At 69.2% G+C, this 17,843-nt stretch carries 13 protein-coding genes; 8 read left to right on the top strand and 5 right to left on the bottom strand.

Annotation, left to right across the window (positions count from 1 at the left end; translation table 11 throughout):
- Positions 1 to 15 precede the first annotated feature (15 nt).
- Complete coding sequence (locus HCR68_RS12460) at positions 16 to 1,758, bottom strand: protein kinase (protein ID WP_243859103.1); 1,743 nt, start codon at positions 1,756 to 1,758, stop codon at positions 16 to 18.
- Between the two features lie 102 nt (positions 1,759 to 1,860).
- Between HCR68_RS12460 and lipB the strand changes: the two genes are divergently transcribed.
- The 7 genes from lipB (at position 1,861) to HCR68_RS12425 (ending at position 8,975) form a co-directional block, all read left to right on the top strand.
- Entirely contained in the window at positions 1,861 to 2,559 is a 699-nt protein-coding gene (lipB, locus tag HCR68_RS12455; RefSeq protein WP_167149953.1) for a lipoyl(octanoyl) transferase LipB, read from the top strand.
- A gap of 92 nt (positions 2,560 to 2,651) precedes the next feature.
- Positions 2,652 to 3,683, top strand: a complete 1,032-nt coding sequence (locus tag HCR68_RS12450; protein ID WP_167149951.1) for a lipoyl synthase — start codon at positions 2,652 to 2,654, stop codon at positions 3,681 to 3,683.
- Between the two features lie 64 nt (positions 3,684 to 3,747).
- Positions 3,748 to 4,503 (top strand): DUF4191 domain-containing protein, encoded by a 756-nt coding sequence (locus tag HCR68_RS12445; RefSeq protein WP_167149949.1) that lies wholly within the window; start codon positions 3,748 to 3,750, stop codon positions 4,501 to 4,503.
- Between the two features lie 205 nt (positions 4,504 to 4,708).
- Positions 4,709 to 6,133, top strand: coding sequence for a type I glutamate--ammonia ligase (gene glnA, locus HCR68_RS12440; RefSeq protein WP_167149947.1), 1,425 nt, complete (start codon positions 4,709 to 4,711; stop codon positions 6,131 to 6,133).
- A 155-nt stretch (positions 6,134 to 6,288) separates the two neighbouring features.
- Entirely contained in the window at positions 6,289 to 7,209 is a 921-nt protein-coding gene (locus HCR68_RS12435; protein ID WP_167149945.1) for an ABC transporter substrate-binding protein, read from the top strand.
- A 3-nt stretch (positions 7,210 to 7,212) separates the two neighbouring features.
- Complete coding sequence (locus tag HCR68_RS12430) at positions 7,213 to 8,178, top strand: amino acid ABC transporter permease (protein ID WP_167149944.1); 966 nt, start codon at positions 7,213 to 7,215, stop codon at positions 8,176 to 8,178.
- Positions 8,175 to 8,975, top strand: a complete 801-nt coding sequence (locus tag HCR68_RS12425; protein WP_167149942.1) for an amino acid ABC transporter ATP-binding protein — start codon at positions 8,175 to 8,177, stop codon at positions 8,973 to 8,975. The genes HCR68_RS12430 and HCR68_RS12425 overlap by 4 nt, the downstream gene beginning before the upstream one ends.
- A 40-nt stretch (positions 8,976 to 9,015) precedes the next feature.
- Here HCR68_RS12425 and HCR68_RS12420 read toward each other — a convergent pair whose 3' ends face one another.
- The 3 genes from HCR68_RS12420 to HCR68_RS12410 all read right to left on the bottom strand — a co-directional run bounded on the left by HCR68_RS12420 (position 9,016) and on the right by HCR68_RS12410 (position 14,762).
- Positions 9,016 to 9,681 carry a histidine phosphatase family protein gene (locus HCR68_RS12420; RefSeq protein WP_167149940.1) on the bottom strand — a complete coding sequence of 222 codons (666 nt, stop codon included), beginning with the start codon at positions 9,679 to 9,681 and terminating at the stop codon, positions 9,016 to 9,018.
- 95 nt (positions 9,682 to 9,776) lie between these two features.
- Positions 9,777 to 13,412, bottom strand: coding sequence for a bifunctional [glutamine synthetase] adenylyltransferase/[glutamine synthetase]-adenylyl-L-tyrosine phosphorylase (locus HCR68_RS12415; protein ID WP_167149938.1), 3,636 nt, complete (start codon positions 13,410 to 13,412; stop codon positions 9,777 to 9,779).
- Positions 13,413 to 13,430: 18 nt separating this feature from the next.
- Positions 13,431 to 14,762: a glutamine synthetase family protein gene (locus tag HCR68_RS12410; RefSeq protein WP_167149936.1), complete on the bottom strand. Its 1,332-nt coding sequence runs from the start codon at positions 14,760 to 14,762 to the stop codon at positions 13,431 to 13,433.
- Positions 14,763 to 14,966: 204 nt separating this feature from the next.
- Here HCR68_RS12410 and panB point away from each other — a divergent pair, with 204 nt between their 5' ends.
- Positions 14,967 to 15,815 carry a 3-methyl-2-oxobutanoate hydroxymethyltransferase gene (gene panB, locus HCR68_RS12405; RefSeq protein ID WP_167149934.1) on the top strand — a complete coding sequence of 283 codons (849 nt, stop codon included), beginning with the start codon at positions 14,967 to 14,969 and terminating at the stop codon, positions 15,813 to 15,815.
- Positions 15,816 to 15,846: 31 nt separating this feature from the next.
- On the opposite strand, the gene nhaA is transcribed toward panB, so the two are convergent.
- Complete coding sequence (gene nhaA, locus HCR68_RS12400; RefSeq protein ID WP_243859105.1) at positions 15,847 to 17,700, bottom strand: Na+/H+ antiporter NhaA; 1,854 nt, start codon at positions 17,698 to 17,700, stop codon at positions 15,847 to 15,849.
- Positions 17,701 to 17,843 lie beyond the last annotated feature (143 nt).

Genomic DNA, 17,843 nt, shown 5'->3' with positions numbered 1-17,843 from the left:
TGTCTGGCGTCGATGTCAGCCCGCCTCTCTGACCTCGGCAACGCGCCAGGGATCCGGGACAAGAATGAGCACGACCTGCCGAGACCTCAGAGCGGGCACCGTCCGTGTCCCGGAAGGACCCGAGCGGCTCGAGGCGCTCTGCGACAGCGTGACCCGTACCGCCCTCGCACCGGGCCAGAGCGCGGCCGCGTCATCAGGCAGGTCGACCTCAGTGACCTGGCTGACGGAGGTCTGCAGGCCTTCGACCCTCTCTCCTGACTCGATCAGGTCGTTCAGGACCCGGGTGTCGGCCTGGGCCGCGGGTGAGCTCGGAACCGTCGTGGCCGCCAGGGCTCCTGCATCAGCAGCCATCAGGGCACGGTCTCGAGCCGACGACAGGGCGACGACGACGCTCACCAGGTCCGCGGCGTCATCCTCACTCACCCCGGGGACCGGCGCGGTCGCGGACGGGCTCTCAGCGGCAGTGGAGGACGATTCCGCCGAGGGAGCGGCGACGGAGACGGCTGAGGCGCCTGGTCGCGCGTTCGTCGCGGAGCTCGACGCAGCTCCAAGAGCCCAGGCGGGTCTGAGCGATATCAGGCCTCTCACCGGCCCCCAGGCCGCTAGGCTGACAGCGACGAGCAGCGCCGCCGCAAGCCCCCAGGTACGGGACCGCCCGCGCCCCGTACTCTGTCTCCTCCCCCAGCGTATGGCCGCAGGGCCCCGCCCAACACGGTTCGCACCGCCGCGGTTCTTCCGTTCACGGCCGCCGGAGTCCTTTCGCGGTCCGGGCTTCGTGCCTGGTCTGGAGCCCGGTCGCGCGCCGAGCCTGGTCCTGGAGCCGACCGTGCGCGTCGGTGTACGGGCGGCCGCACGCAGGCTGCCGGCGGCGAGCCGGGCGCCGTCGGGCAGCTCGATAGGAGAGGCCTGTCCCAGCTGCGGTGCGCGGGCCGCCAGGTCCCGAGCTCGGGGTCGGTCAGCCGGGTCCTCCGCCAGGGCGTCGGTCAGCAGACCCGTCAGGCGCCTGGCCCCGGTCCCGCTCTGTCCGGCGCACTCGCTCAGAAGGCGGGAAAGGGCGTAGACGTCGGAGGCCGCCGACGGCGGGGCACCGGCGAGTCGTTCGGGAGCGGCACAGTCCTGTGTGCCCGTCTCCATGACGGAGCCCAGCAGGTCGATGAGGACAGGGCGCCCATCAGTGGTCACCACGACGTTGCCGGCCGAGACGTCTCCATGGGTGGCACCGTGCTCGTGGAGGTAGGCCAGCGCCGAGCCCAGGACGTCCAGAAGGGTCGCCAGGTGAGAGGCATTGAGCCTTCCTCGCGCCCCCAGGACCACGTCGAGCCCCGCGCCGTCGACGAGGTCGGTGATGACGCCCGCCCGGTGCTCGGGCAGGGTGACCACCTCCCGCACGGTCACCAGGCCGGGATGACGCAGGACGCGCAGATCGGCCAGCCTGCGCAGGACGGATGCCCCGCCGCGCCCGTGTGGCAGGTCAACGACCCTGATGACCACGTGACGGTCCTGCGCGTCCAGTCCCCGCCGAGGCGCACTGGGAGCAGTGGAGCGTCCCATCACCTCGCCGACGGTGTAGCCCTGCTGGGACAGGGCGCTGAGTGCCGAGTCCGGGATGCTCGGCTCGGCGTCGGAGACCGGGATCCGGGCGGCGCGCGGAGCGCGAGTGCCGCGTCGTCGAGGCACTGGGCGGCGCTGCGGCCGTTGGTCTCCGGTTCCACCGCGGCGGGGGCGGTCAGCAGGGCGGGGGCGCGTCGTTGAGCTCATGCACTCCATGGTCACCATGCCGCCCTCTGATGACCAGAACGCCCTGCCGGCCTGTGGATAACTCCGGCTCTGGCGCCGGTTGTGGTCACGTAGACTGCACCCGTGCTGCGTCAGGATCTGGAGCTCGGCTCCCGGCTCATCCCCTTCCACGAGGGCTGGCAGCAGCAACGAGCGGTTCATGCCGAGGTCGTCTCGGGCCGGCGGCCCAGCACGCTGCTGCTGGTGGAGCATGAGCCGGTCTACACGGTTGGCAGGCGCACCCACTCCTGGGAGCGGCCCGACGGCGACGTCGTCGAGCCCGGTCACGTTCCCGTGGTCGACGTGGACCGCGGTGGGAAGACCACCTGGCACGGGCCGGGCCAGCTGACCGTCTACCCCATCCTGCGCCTGGCCCAGCCCATCGACGTCATCCGCTACGTGCGCGCGCTGGAGGCCGCCGTCATCGACCTGTGTGCCCTCTACGGCCTGGGGACGACTCGGGTCGAGGGCCGCTCCGGGGTCTGGGTTCCGGCCGACCCCGAGGATGCGGGCAGGGCCGAGCTCCGAGGCGTCGAGCGCAAGATCTGCGCCCTGGGGGTGCGGGTCGCCCGGGGAGTGACCATGCACGGAATCGGCCTCAACGTGGACCCCGACCTGGACGCCTTCTCCCTGGAGAGGATCATCCCCTGCGGGATCGACGATGCCGGAGTGACCTCCTTGAGCGCGGAGACCGGCCAGCACCTGCCTACCACCGCTCCCGCGAACGCCCTGGTGACGGCCTTGGAGACCCACCTGACGCCGTTGGTGGCAGACGCCACGTAACAACGGGCTCCGCGTCTAGGCCTGAGGTCCTATAACTCCTCGGGAGAGTACTAGACTTCCTGTGGAATCGTCGTCGGCGAGGAGAGGTAGACGTGAGCACCACCGTGGCCCCCGAGGGGCGAAAGCTCCTGCGGGTCGAGGCGCGCAACGCCCAGACACCCATCGAGTCCAAGCCCGACTGGCTGCGCACCCGTGCCGTCGTCTCCGACACCTACCAGGAGGTCCGTGGCCTGGTGCGGGAGAAGAGCCTGCACACGGTGTGCGCCGAGGCCAACTGCCCCAACATCTACGAGTGCTGGAACGACCGTGAGGCCACCTTCCTGGTGGGTGGCGAGATGTGCACCCGACGATGCGACTTCTGCGATATCGCCACCGGCCGTCCCACCGAGTACGACGTCGATGAGCCCCGGCGCGTGGCGGTATCCATCATGGAGATGGACCTTCGCTACGCCACGGTCACCGGGGTGGCCCGTGACGACCGCCCCGATGGCGGAGCCTGGCTCTACGCCGAGACCGCCCGGCAGGTGCACGAGCTCTCGCCGGGCACCGGGGTCGAGCTGCTCATCCCCGACTTCAGGGGAAATCCGGATGCGCTTAAGGACGTCTTCTCCTCACGCCCCGAGGTCCTCGGGCACAACCTGGAGACCGTCCCGCGCATCTTCAAGCGGATCCGGCCGGCCTTCTCCTACGAGGGCAGCCTCGACGTCATCACTGCGGCCTCGGAGGCCGGACTGGTCACCAAGTCCAACCTCATCCTGGGGATGGGCGAGACCCGTGACGAGATCGAGGCGGCGATGACGGCCCTGGTCGAGGCCCGCTGCGACATCCTCACCGTCACCCAGTACCTGCGGCCCTCCAAGCTGCACCACCCCGTTGACCGCTGGGTCAAGCCCCAGGAGTTCGTGGAGCTGAGCCGGCTGGCCGAGGAGATCGGATTCGCCGCCGTCATGAGCGGCCCGATGGTGCGCTCCTCCTACCGTGCGGGGATGCTGTGGGGGCGGGCCATGGTCAAGCGCGGCTGGCCCATCCCCGAGCGCCTGGCCCAGCTCGCCGAGCCCGCAACCGCTCGTCAGGAGGCGTCGGCCCTGCTGGGGACTCACCCCCACCTGGCCGCCGCCTGCTGACTGCGAAGCATCGATTTCCGACTTATCCGTGTGCGCAGGCCGGCCACGCTGACGGCGAGACCGTGTGTGCCAGCGCACCGACGTCGTCTATTGTGTGCCCGTGAGTAGTGCCCAGTCCCCCCAGCCGAGGAAGAAGCGCCGGCTGGCCCAGTACCTTCAGAACATCAAGGACTCCTACACGATCTCGCGGCGCAGCTACCCGTGGATCGGGTGGGCCATGCTGGCGGCCTCAGCCGCGTGCCTCGCCGTGGGCGTGGCCGTGTCCTTCGCCAGCGGGATGTCCCTGTGGTACTGGTTGTTCCTGAGCATCCTCATGGCGCTCATGGTCGACATGATCATCCTGTCCCTGACTGTGCGCCGCGCCTCCTACGCCCAGATCGAGGGGATGCCTGGGGCGACCAAGGCCGTCCTCGACCAGATCGGCCGAGGCTGGTACGTGGAGCCCGAGCCCGTGGCCTTCAACAAGAACCAGGACCTCGTGTGGCGGCTGGTGGGACGGCCCGGCGTTGTGCTCATCGCCGAGGGACCCGATACCCGGGTCCGTCGCATGCTCGCCGAGGAGGAGCGCAAGGTCCACCGGCTGCTGTCAACCGTTCCCATCCACACCCTTCAGGTGGGTACCGATGCCGGTCAGATCCGCCTGACGGACCTGTCGAAGACACTGCGACGACTGCCGACCAAGCCGACGTCGCTCACGGACAGCGAGATCACCCAGGTCTCGAAGCGTCTGACATCCCTGGCCGGCAAGAACCTGCCCATCCCCAAGCACATCGACCCCAACCGGGTACGTCCGGACCGTCGCGCAATGCGCGGCCGCTGATCCCCTCGGCCCCTCCACCTCCCCCACCACCCCCGCAGATCCACCGCACGGCCAGCCCACGACACACGTATCCGTGAGAATTATGGCCGAAACACCCAGGCAACACTGACGCCATTCCTTTGTCACGGGCGGGTCAATATAGTTGCCGATGTCAGCCGCAGTGCATACGTGTGGAGTATGTGCGCCGTTCCCATCTGGAGGAGATATGTTCAAGGACGCATCCGAGGCACTGACGTTCATCGAGAAGGAGAATGTCGCGCTGGTCGATGTGCGGTTCTGCGACCTACCCGGCGTCATGCAGCACTTCACCATTCCCGTGGCCGCATTCAAGGACGAGGCCCTGACCGACGGTCTCATGTTCGACGGGTCCTCGATCCGCGGCTTCACCGCTATTCACGAGTCGGACATGAAGCTGGTCCCGGATGTCACCACGGCATTCCTCGATCCCTTCCGCAAGGAGAAGACGCTGGTGGTCAACTTCTCGATCGTGGATCCCTTCACCGACGAGGTCTACTCGCGCGACCCCCGATCGATCGCCGCCAAGGCCGAGGACTACCTGCGCTCCACCGGGATTGCTGACACCTGCTACATCGGTGCGGAGGCCGAGTTCTACCTCTTCGACTCTGTGCGCTACGAGTCCTCGCCGGCCGAGTCCTTCTACGCCATCGACTCCGCCGAGGCCGCCTGGAACACCGGCCGCGAGGAGGAGGGCGGAAACAAGGGCTACAAGACCGCCTTCAAGGGCGGTTACTTCCCCGTCTCCCCCAATGACCAGATGGCCGACATCCGCGATCGTATGGTCCGCACCTGTCTGACCTCCGGACTGGAGATCGAGAGGGCCCACCACGAGGTCGGCACCGCCGGACAGCAGGAGATCAACTACCGCTTCTCCTCCCTGCTCGCCGCCGGTGACGACATGATGAAGTTCAAGTACATCATCAAGAACGAGGCCTGGCGCAACGGCAAGACGGCCACCTTCATGCCCAAGCCGATCTTCGGCGACAACGGATCGGGCATGCACACCCACCACTCGCTGTGGAAGGACGGCAAGCCGCTGTTCTTCGACGAGCGGGGCTACGGTCAGCTCTCCGACCTGGCCCGCTGGTACATCGGCGGCATCCTCGCCCACGCCCCGGCGCTGCTGGCCTTCACCAACCCGTCGGTGAACTCCTTCCACCGACTGGTTCCCGGCTTCGAGGCGCCGGTCAACCTGGTCTACTCGGCCCGCAACCGCTCGGCCTGCATCAGGATCCCGGTCACGGGCTCCTCCCCCAAGGCCAAGCGGGTGGAGTACCGGGTGCCGGACCCCTCGTCCAACCCCTATCTGTGCTTCGCCGCCGTCCTCATGGCCGGTATCGACGGCATCCGCAACCGGATCGAACCTCGCGAGCCCATCGACAAGGACCTCTACGAGCTCGCACCCGAGGAGTACTTCGACATCGACAAGCTCCCCGACAGCCTGGACCAGGCCCTGGAGGCACTGGAGGAGGACCACGACTTCCTCACCGAGGGGGACGTCTTCACCCCCGACCTCATCGAGACCTGGATCGAGTACAAGCGGACCAACGAGATCGAGCCGCTCAGGCTGCGCCCCCACCCCTACGAGTTCCAGCTCTACTACGACCTGTGAGTCGTTGACGCAGCTCAGACGTCGGCCCTGAGCCTCCCGAGCACGAGGCTCAGGGCCGACGTCGTGCCGAACGCCACGATCGACGATTGCATACCTATGCTGCATTGCGGATATTCTTTCTCCGTCTTGATCCACTCCGAAGAGGACGACCCACGATGAGGATCCGCCAACACGCCACCCTCGCTCTGGCGGCCACCGCCTGCCTGGCCCTGAGCGGCTGCACCAACGCCGCCGACTGGAACGCGAACCGGAGCTCGCAGATCCACTCCTACGACACCTCCTCGATCCAGGCCCAGCCCGACATCATCGCCAAGCTCCCCCAGGGGGCCCTTGATGACGGCGTCCTGGACGTAGCGGCATCCACGGACTACGCACCGGCCGAGTTCCTCGACCCCTCGGGCAAGGCCGTGGGCTATGACGTCGACCTCACCAACGCGATCGCAGCCGTCCTGGGTGTCAAGGGCACGGTGCACACCGCCGAGTTCGACTCCATCATCGCCTCGATCGGGTCGAAGTACGACGCCGGCATCTCCTCCTTCACCGTCACGCCCGAGCGGACCGCCGAGGTCGATATGACGGCCTACGTCAATGTGGGATCACGCTTCAACGTCCAGGCCGGCAATCCCAAGGAGGTCGATACCTCCGACCACCTCAAGCTGTGCGGACGGACCATCGGCGTCCAGGTCGGAACGGATCAGGAGACCGCCATGCGCAAGGCCGCCGACGACTGCGCGAACGCGGGCAAGGACACGCTCTCAGTGCGTTCCTACTCCAAGCAGTCCGAGGCCACTACCGGCCTGGTCGGCGGCACTATCGACGCCACCTACTCCGACTCCACCGTTGCCGGCTACGCCGTCGAGCTGACCGACGGCCAGATCGTCACCCTGGGCGAGGTCGAGGACGCCTCCCCCCAGGGGGTGGTGACCTCCAAGGCGGACCCGCAGTTCACCACCGCGATCCAGGCCGCCATCCAGTACCTCATGGACCAGGGCATCTGGCAGAAGATCCTGGACAACTGGGGCGTGAAGGACGCCGCCCTGACCACCGCAGAACTCAACCCCGCAGTGAAGGAGTGAGCCGTGACCGCCTCACCCGCCTCCGACGACGAGAAAGTCGTCCTCAACAACCCCAAGCCGGTCCCCCGCCCGGGAACCTGGATCAGCGCCGCGATCGTCACAGTCCTGAGTGCCATGCTCATCCACGGGCTGGTCACCAACGAGAAGTTCCACTGGTCCACGGTCTGGTTCTTCCTGCGCGAGGTCCACGTGGTCAAGGCGGTCGGCTGGACGCTGCTGCTGACCTTCATGGCCATGGCCATCGGCATCGTCCTGGCGGTCACGACGGCGATCCTGCGTCAGTCCTCCAACCCGGTCCTGCGCTGGGTGGCACTGGCCTATCTGTGGTTCTTCCGTGGCACCCCGATCTACACCCAGCTGGTGTTCTGGGGCGCGCTCTCCGCGCTCTACCAGCAGCTGAGCCTGGGGATCCCCTTCGGTCCCGAGCTGCTGACCTTCAAGACGACAACCGTGTTCACGCCCTTCGTCGCAGCGGTTCTGGGACTGGGCATCAACGAGGGCGCCTACCTGTCCGAGATCGTCCGTTCGGGCCTGAACTCGGTGGACAAGGGGCAGAGTGAGGCCGCCGGCGCGCTGGGCATGAGCAAGGGGCAGATTCTCCGGCGGATCGTCCTGCCTCAGGCGATGCGAGTCATCGTGCCGCCCACCGGAAACGAGACGATCTCCATGCTCAAGACGACCTCCCTGGTGCTGGCGGTTCCCTTCACCCTGGACCTGACCTTCGTCACCAACTCCTACGCGTCACTGACCTACCAGATCATCCCGCTGCTCATCGTGGCGGCCATCTGGTACATCATCATCACCTCGATCCTCATGGTGGGGCAGCACTACATCGAGCGCTACTACGGCAAGGGCTTCGACTCCGACAAGACCTCCGCCTCCGCAGGCCGGGGGCTGTCCGCCCGGCAGCAGGCCATCCTCAACGCCCACACCACCAAGGACGATCCCTTCCTGGAGGTCACCCCATGAGCACATCCACTCACGCCGCAGCCGATACTCCGAAGGTCGAGATCAGTGGCCTGCACAAGTTCTTCGGTGAGCTGCACGTGCTGCGCGGCATCGATCTCATCGTCCCACCGGGCTCGGTCACCGTGCTCATCGGCCCGTCGGGCTCGGGGAAGTCGACGCTGCTGCGCTGCATCAACGAGCTGGAGTCCATCGATGCCGGCCGGGTCAAGGTCGACGGCGAGCTCATCGGCATGCGGGAGGTCGAGCGCGGCGGTCGCACCGAGCTGCACGCCCTGTCGGACAAGGCCCGCGCCGCGCAGCGCGCCAAGATCGGAATGGTCTTCCAGCGCTTCAACCTCTTCCCCCACATGACGGCTCTGGAGAACGTCATGGAGGCGCCGGTCCAGGTCCGGAAGACCCCCAAGGCCAAGGCCCGCGAGCGCGGCGTCGAGCTGCTGGAGCGGGTCGGGCTGGGAGACCGACTGGGCCACTACCCCTCCCAGCTCTCCGGAGGTCAGCAGCAGAGGGTGGCGATCGCCCGAGCACTGGCGATGGACCCCGAGCTCATGCTCTTCGATGAGCCGACCTCCGCGCTGGACCCCGAGCTGGTCGGTGAGGTGCTGCAGGTGATGAAGGACCTGGCGGCCTCCGGAATGACGATGGTCGTGGTCACCCACGAGATGGGCTTCGCCCGCGAGGTCGGCGACCAGCTGGTCTTCATGGACGGCGGCGTCATCTGCGAGTCGGGAGACCCCGTCGAGGTCCTGGACAACCCTCAGGCCGAGCGGACCCGGGCCTTCCTCTCCTCGGTCCTGTAGGACCGGGGAGGCCCGGCGATCCGGGCCACCCCGGTCACAGTCACCTGACGGCGGTCCCGGAGGGCTGGTCCCAGGCGCCGTCGTCCCAGGAGGTCAGGCTCCACCCGGCTCCGGGATCGCCGTCGACGACGGTGATCCCGGTGTTGTGCATGGGACGGTCGGCGATCCACAGCGGGTCCACACCACCTCCGGGCGCCGCCTTGAGGGAGGTCCACAGGCGCAGCACGGTGCCGTGGGAGACGAGCAGGGCCGTTGAGCCACCCGATTGCGCTGTCTGCTTGGCGATCCTGCCGACGGCGTCGTCGAAGCGCTGGAGGGTGTCGGTGCCGTCCTCCGGCGAGCCCGGAATCCGGCAGGCGGGGCGCCCAGCCATCCAGGCTCGGGTGGTGTCCACGTAGCAGGCGACCGAGCGCGCGTCGGTGCTCATCTCCAGGTCCGAGGCCAGGACCTCGCGCAGACCTGAGTCGATGGTGGCGCTCAGACCGGTGGCCGCCTCAACAGGGGCGATGGTCTGGCGGGCGCGCAGAATCGGGGAGACCCACAAGGTCCCCAGCCCCTCGAGCAGGCCGGCCGCCTCCAGTCGGGCCGGCAGCCCGTCGGCCTCGTGCCGGCCCACGTCGTCCAGAGGGTTTCCGGGGAAGGCGGTGTCGAGTGCCTGCATGACATTGGCGACGGTGCGACCGTGGCGTACGAGAATGAGCCTCACGGCGCCAAGTCTGCCAGGTCGTCAGCACCTCGGCCCTCGGCGACGGTGCGATCCTCATCGCCCGGCACCGGTCGATGCGTTCTCTGCCGGATCGATCAGCTCCAGGGGTAGGGCCCTTCGGATCGTCTCCTGGGTGAGGGCCTGCGTCCCCTTCGTCGGGACCGTGCGGTTGCTGCCGTCCCACTGCCCTGGTGGGACTGTCCGCGGGGCGTCCTGGTCGAGGCGGTCGAGCGCCCCTGCACCGTGCTCCGGTCCCGGGTGCCCGAGGCGCTGGTCGGCGGCGTCGGCGCCGACGGAGGTGAGTCGTGGGCGGCGTCGGTGAAGACGATGCGTTCGGCCACGGCGCGTGTGTGGCGGGCGCTGCGGCGGTAGATGTCCTCGAGCTCGCGCTCCCGGCCGCTACCGAGGCCGATGAGTCGCCCCACCAGGCGGATCTCGCGGATCTGAACGGGGAGGACCTGGGAGCGGGGCCCGGAGGTCCGCCCGGTTCCCAGGACGATCGCGGAGCGCAGCCGGCTGGCCAGGATCCAGGCCGCGACGAGTACTCCCCCGTCGTCGGCGCTCAGCAGCCCGGCCTCGACCGCCGCCTGAAGCGCACCGATGGTCGAGGTGGTCCGCAGCCCGGTGATCCTCCCGGCGTGAGCGAGCTGAAGCACCTGGGCACTCCACTCCACGTCGCTGAGCCCTCCGGGGCCGAGCTTGAGGTGACGGGCCGGGTCGACACCTCGTGGAAGGCGCTCGGTCTCCACCCGGGCCTTGATCCTGCGGATCTCCCTCAGGTCCTGGGCGCTCAGTCCCCCCTCGGCCCAGCGCAACGGGTTGATGAGCTCCTCGAAGCGCCGGCCCAGGTCGCGGTCCCCGGCGCAGGTACGAGCGCGCAGCAGCGCCTGACGCTCCCACAGGGCCGCCCAGCGCCCGTAGTACTCGTCGTAGGCGGCCAGCGAGCGGCTCATGACGCCCTGGCGGCCTTCGGGCCGCAGGTCGGAGTCCACCTCGAGGGGGTGCGGGCGCGCCGAGGCGAGAAGCCCCACGACCTGCTTGGCGACCGCCTCGGCCTCCTGGGCAGCGGCAGCAACACCCACCCCGTCGCGGGCCTCGTGGACGAACAGGACGTCGGCGTCGGAGGCGTACCCGATCTCACGACCCCCCAGGCGCCCCATGGCGATGACGGCGTGACGCGCAAGAGCAGCCTGCCAGCAGCCGCCGGCGTCGGGTCCGGCGGCGACAGCCTCGAGGCCGTCGCGCTGGGCGATGACCAGTCCGGTGGCCACGCTCAGCGCCCCGTCCAGGACCGCGTCGGTGGCGTCGGTGAGGATGGAGGCGGTGCGCTCCGGGTCAATGGCGTCCAGGCAGTCCGCCAGTGAGGCGCGCACCTCCTCACGGGCTCGCACTCTCAGGATCGCCTGGACCGCCTCGAGCGCCTGCTCGGCGAACGCGGAGTCGTCGGGGCCGGTCAGGCTGCGGCGACGCAGGACGGCGGCGACCTCCTCCGCCAGGGCTCCGGGGCGGCGGGGCTCGAGCTCGGCGTCATCATCGAGCCAGGCGATGGACTCGGGGAACTCCGCGAGCCTCTCGGTGGCCCAGTGAGCGCCTGAGAGCACCTGGCACAGTCTGCGTGCGGCCACTGGCGAGTCCCGCAGCATGGCCAGGTACCAGTGCGATCCTCCGATGGCCTCCGACAGGCGGCGGAAGGAGAGCAGGCCGAAGTCGGGGTCGGCTCCTTCACCGATCCAGCCGATGATGACCGGTAGGAGCTGGCGCTGGATGGCGGCCCGGCGGCTGACGCCCTCGGTGAGGGCCTGGATGTGTCGCAGCGCCCCGTCCGGGTCGGTGTAGCCGACGGCGGCGAGCCGCTCGCGCGCCGCCTGAGGGCTCAGGGCCATCTCATCGGCGCTGAGTGCGGCGGCGAAGCTCAGTAGAGGGCGGTAGTAGATCTCCTGGTGGAGGGCGCGTACCCGACGGCGCAGGTCCTTGAAGTCCTCCCACAGGCTGTCGCCTCGGCCCAGGCAGTTGGCCACGCCGCGCTCGATGCGACGCAGGTTCTCCTCCCTGCTCGGCAGGTTATGGGTGCGGCGCAGGCGGAAGAGCTGGCTGCGGTGCTCCAGGAGCCGGAGGGCCTTGTAGCAGCTGCTCATGGCCGCGGCATCGGCCCGGCTGACGTAGCCGCCCGCGCTGAGCGCGTCGAGCGCCTCCAGGGTGCCGCGCACGCGCAGGCTCTCGTCGGATCGGCCGTGGACGAGCTGAAGGAGCTGGACGGTGAACTCCACGTCCCGCAGGCCTCCGGGCCCCAGCTTGATGCGCCGGTCCACGCCGCCGCGCGGCACGGACTCCTTCTCCACCCGGCGACGCATGGCGCGGGCGTCCTCGACGAAGTTCTCCCGCCGGCTGGCCTCCCACACGAGGGGCGCCACTCCCTGCTCGTAGCGGGTGCCGAGCTCCATGTCGCCGGCACAGGCCCTGGCCTTGAGCAGGGCCTGGAACTCCCAGGAGGCGGCCCATCGCCGGTAGTAGGCCAGGTGGGATTCGAGGGTGCGCACGAGCGCACCGTCCTTGCCCTCGGGGCGCAGCGCCGTGTCCAGCGGCCACAGCGGCGGCTCGGGCGCTGTGGCGGAGACGGCGTGGGCGAGCTCGGTGGCCAGACGGGTGCCGACGTCCACGAGGTACTCCTCGGTGAGCGGCCTTCCTGCTTTCTCAGGCTCCCGGGCCGGGCCGACGACGTAGACGACGTCGACGTCGGAGATGTAGTTGAGCTCGCGCGCCCCGGTCTTGCCCATGGCGATCACGGCGAGGGCCACGTCATCCGCCTGCGGTCCGACGGCGGCGCGGGCGATGAGCACGGCGGCGTCCAGGGCGGCGTCGGCGAGCTCAGCCATGCGCCGGCAGACGGTGGGAATGTGCTCGATCGGGTCGGAGCTGGTGAGGTCATCGGCGACGATCGCCGTGAGACGGTCCCGGTAGGCGCGTCGCAGCGCCGCGGTCGCCCGGCTCACGGCCAGGGCCTGGTCACCCGGGCCCTCGGCGTCGCCATCATCATCACCAGCCGTATCAGCGGCATTGTCAGCCACACTGCCACCAGCACCGTCTGACGGTTCCACCCGCCCCAGCGCGTCCTGGGCCGCTCGTCTCAGGAGCTCACGGGCGCCCGGCTCACCCGGAGCGTCCCACGCCCTGGCCGGGGCGAGGGCCGTGAGGCGCTCAGGGTGAGCCACGAGGAAGTCCCCCAGGGCCTGGGAGGCACCCAGGACGGCGAGGAGGCGCCCCCGGTGCTCGCGCAGCTCGACCGCGGAAGCACTGAGAACGCTGCGCAAGACCGTTTGCGGCGTTGGTGTGCACCCGTGCTCGACGTGGTCCGCCCAGGCGCTGCGATGCGACTCGGCTGCGGTCGCGGCCTCGGCCAGGCGAACCAGGGTGAGCAGCGCCATATCGGGATCGGCGGTGAGCGCCAGGGCCTCGATGAGCTCCTCGCGTCCGGGCCCGAGCTGCCCGTCACCCGGTCGGTCACCGGGCCGCAGGACGGGATCCGCCGAGGGCCGAGGGGGAGCACTACCGTCCCCGTCCGCGTCGTCGGCCTCACGGCCTGCGGGAAGGAGGGTCAGGAGCGCGGGGTCCTCCAGGAGCGCTTTGGCGCGGGTGGCGTTCTGAAACCCGGCTCGCAGGAGCAGGGTCCTGGGCGAGGAGCTGTGCCGCGTGGGCGCCCCCACCGGTGGACGCTTGTCGCTCCGGTCTCTCACAGCTGCCTCCTGCTCCGCTCAGGCGCGGGGGAAGAACTGGCTGATCTCGAAGTCGGTGACCTGGGCGTCGTAGGCCCGGTACTCGCGGCGCTTGTTGCGCAGGAAGAACTCGAAGGTGTCCTCCCCGAAGGTGTCGGCGACCAGGTCGGACTGCTCCATGGCGGCCACCGCGCTCTTGAGCGAGGTGGGCAGGGCATGGATGCCCAGCGCCCTGCGCTCCATCTCGGACAGGGCCCACACGTCGTCCTCGGCCTCGGGAGGAAGCTCGTAGCCCTCCTCGATGCCCTTGAGTCCTGCGGCCAGGATGACCGCGTAGGCCAGGTAGGGGTTGGCCGAGGAGTCGATGCCGCGGAACTCCACGCGCGCGGACTGGGCCTTGCCGGGCTTGTGCATGGGTACGCGGACCAGGGCGGAGCGGTTGTTGTGACCCCAGCACACGTAGCTGGGGGCCTCGTCCCCGCCCCACAGGCGCTTGTAGGAGTTGACGTGCTGGTTGGTGACGGCCGTGATCTCCGAGGCGTGGTGCAGCAGCCCGGCGATGAAGGAGCGGCCGGTGGCGGAGAGCTGGTACTGCCCGGAGGCGTCGAAGAAGGCGTTGCGGTCACCCTCGAACAGGGAGAAGTGCGTGTGCATGCCCGAGCCGAACTGGTCGGGGAAGGGCTTGGGCATGAAGGTGGCCAGGCATCCCTCCTCCAGGGCGACCTCCTCGACGACGGCACGGAAGGTCATGATGTTGTCCGCCATGGACAGGGCGTCGGCGAAGCGCAGGTCGATCTCGTTCTGGCCGGGGCCGCCCTCGTGGTGGGAGAACTGCACCGAGATGCCCATCTGCTCGAGCATGAGGATGGCGTGGCGACGGAAGTCGTGGGCGGTGCCGCCGGGAACGTGGTCGAAGTAGCCGGCGTCGTCGGTGGGGCGGATGCGCCCGTCGGCGTCGCGGTTGACCAGGTAGAACTCGATCTCGGGGTGGATGTAGCAGGTGAAGCCGGCCTCGGCGACCCGGGCGAGCTGACATTCGAGCACGGAGCGCGGGTCGGTGCGGGCGGGCTCGCCGTCGGGCGTGAGGACGTCGCAGAACATGCGGGCCACACCATTGGCGCCGTCGCGCCACGGCAGCATCTGGAAGGTGGAGGGATCCGGCGCGAGCAGCATGTCGGACTCGAAGACTCGGGTCAGGCCCTCGATGGCCGAGCCGTCGAAGCCGATGCCCTCCTCGAAGGCGCTCTCGACCTCGGCCGGGGCGATCGCCACGGACTTGAGCTGCCCGGACACGTCGGTGAACCACAGGCGGATGAAGCTGATGTCGCGTTCCTCGATGGCTCGGAGCACGTACTCCTGCTGCTTGTCCATGGGGCCTCCTCAGCGTGGGGTGCGGCAGCGGGCCGACGGCGTGGCGGGCCGTCATCCGCCTGAGACGTTCTTGCTGGAGCCAGCCTAGTGCGCGGGTGCGTCAGGCAGGTTTCGAAAATCGCCTCCGGTGAAGGAGGGCGGGCGCGGTGCCCGTCGCGCCGAGGTGCTCTGCCACCTCGGCTAGCCCTCGGGTAGCCTCGGCCCATGGCTACACCCGAGTCCCCCTACGGTCCTTCTGCCTCCGCCGTTGTCGGAGGCGGGAAGCCCGTGCGCGTTCACCACCTCGCCGCCGCCAAGAACGACGGCGCCAAGCTCGTCATGCTCACCGCCTACGACGCCGTGACCGCCCGCGTCCTGGATGCGGCCGGAACCGACCTGCTGCTGGTGGGCGACTCGATCGGCAACGTCATGCTCGGGCACGACTCCACGCTGCCGGTGGAGCTGGACGAGATGGTGGTGGCCACGCGCTCGGTGGCGCGGGCGACGAGGCGCGCACTCGTGGTGGCCGACCTTCCCTTCGGCACCTACGAGGCCGGCCCCGAGCAGGCGCTGGCCAGCGCGGTGCGCCTCATGAAGGCGGGGGCCAATGCCGTCAAGCTCGAGGGCGGCAGGCCCCGGGCCGCGAGCGTGCGGGCCCTGACCCAGGCCGGCATCCCGGTGGTGGGTCACCTGGGATTCACCCCGCAGAGCGTCAACATGCTCGGAGGCTTCCGGGTCCAGGGGCGCGGCGAGGCCGCCGAGGAGCTTCTGGCCGACGCGCAGGCGCTGGCCGAGGCGGGAGCAGTCGCACTCGTCCTGGAGATGGTGCCCGAGCCCCTGGCCGCGCGCGTGACCGAGTCGCTCCCGATCCCGACGATCGGCATCGGCGCGGGCGCGCGCTGCGACGGCCAGGTACTCGTGTGGACGGACATGGCGGGCATGACCGACTGGTCCCCGCGCTTCGCCCACCAGTTCGGCCAGGTCGGCCAGGCGCTGCACCAGGCCGCCGCCGCCTACGGGGCCGCAGTGCGCGAGGAGTCCTTCCCCGCAGAGAGGCACTGGTTCAACGCCTGAGCCGGTCCAATGGACCGTTCCAGGGCCCGGCTCAGGCCTTCGCCTCGCTCCCCGCGCCCTCCTCGGACTTCTCAGGGTCGATCCCCTCCGTCAGCTCCGCCTCGGTGAGTGCCTCGGAGAAGGTCCACCGGTTGAGGAGCGTCTCGAAGCGCCTGCCATCGATGTACACCACAGTGCTGCCGTCCTCGGTCAGGCCGTCGACATCGAGCGCATCGGCCATGACCTTGGGCTCATCCACACCGCTGTCGATCCGCTTCCACATGGCCTCGGAATCCACCCCGACCTCGCGGGCGGCATCGGTGATGCTCTCGGAGGTGATCCGTCCGCGAAGCCTGGCGAGAGCGTCATGGAGGGGCCACACCCTCTCCGGGTCCTCGTGGCGGACGGCCTCCAGAGCCAGCGCTGTCAGAAGGCTCTCAGGGCCGGTGACCTTGTGCCTGAGGACGAAGGCGAGCTGCCCTGCCTCGCTGAGGTGGACGATGTCGTAGAACGCCTCCATCAGGCGCCAGCGCCCCTCGTAGGACATGTCCGCGTAGTTGACCAGAATGTGCGGCGCATCCGGGGACCCGACGAAGAGGTCCCTGTCTCTGTCCACGGGTCGGCTCAGGTGCTGGCCAGGAGGCGGGGGCAGCGGGGAGAGCCTGTCCGCGGTGCGGAAGATGATGGTCGCCAGGACCAGCGCCCCGAGGGAGGCCAGGAGAACACCCAGGCGCGCCTGGTCCCGCATGGTCTCATCCTCCAGGGCGAGATTGGCCACCAGCAGCGAGATCGTGAACCCCATTCCGGACAGGGCGGCAAGGCCCAGGATGCGGGGCATGTCCAGGCCCGGCAGCCGGGATGCCGGCACCAGGCGCAGGACCAGTCCGGCGCCCATCGCGACGCCGACGAGCTTGCCGATCACGAGTCCCGCGATCACCGCCCACATGATGCGCGATGACAGGGCCGTGGAGATGGTCTCGCCGCTGAGCTCCACGCCGGCGTTCGCCAGGGCGAACAGGGGAACGACGACGTAGTTGACGTAAGGAGGCAGCGTCCAGGACAGGCGCTGGTTCATGGGGATGGAGTAGGTCAGTACCTCGTGCAGCAGAACCGCGGTGCCCGGGTGGGGGGACTGGCGGTAGAGCCTGGCGACCTCGTCCACGCCGTCCACGGCCGTGGTGCGCACCGGGTAGACCGGCATGAGCAGGGCGATGAGGACACCGGCCAGGGTGGCGTGGACACCGGACTGGTACAGGGCGTACCAGGTAACGACCGCCAGAAGGATGTACGGCAGCGAGCGCCACACTCCTCTGCGCGCCAGGATCCAGATGCCGAGCAGTCCCAGTCCGGCGCACCCCAGGGCCACGAGGTTGAGTGAGCCCGAGTAGAAGATGGCGATGACCAGCAGGGCGCCGATGTCGTCGATGACGGCGAAGGCCAGGAGGAAGGCCCGCAGGCGTGGAGCCCTCTTGGGGCCGATCAGCGCGAGCATGCCCAGGGCGAAGGCGGTGTCCGTGGAGATGACCGCTCCCCAGGCGCCGGCGCCGTCGGTCCCGTGAGCGAAGCCGAGAAAGACCAGCGCGGGGACCACCAGGCCACCAACGGCGGCGGCAACGGGCAGAAGCGCTCTTCCGGGCAGTCTCAGCTCACCCAGGGTGAGGTCGCGGCGCACATCGAGCCCCACCATGAAGAAGAAGGCCGACATCAGCCCCTCATCCACCCACTCGTGAAGCGTGAGCTCCACACTGAACGGGCCGATGGCCAGTGATGCGGGCGTGTGCCAGAAATCGTGGTAGCTGTGGCCGATGTTGGCCCACAGGAGGGCCAGGGCCGTCGCCACGGCCAGGGCGGTCGCGGCGTAGGTCTCGTTGACCTGGATATTGCGCTGACGGCGCCGATGGCGCAGCCATGAGTCGACGTACTGCGTTGCAGTGTCAAGCCCCGGGTTTTGTGGAGGCTGGTTTAGCTGGATGTGGTGGTGGCTGGTTGTAGTTGTTCCTGGCGGTGGGTGTCGGGGGCCCAGGCGGCTTCGTGCTCGGCGGGGGTGCG

Origin of the sequence: Actinomyces sp. ZJ308, assembly GCF_011752065.1 — a bacterium.
Classification (GTDB): domain Bacteria; phylum Actinomycetota; class Actinomycetes; order Actinomycetales; family Actinomycetaceae; genus Actinomyces.
Note: the sequence above shows the minus strand (reverse complement) of the source record. Positions and strands in the feature narration are given on the sequence as shown.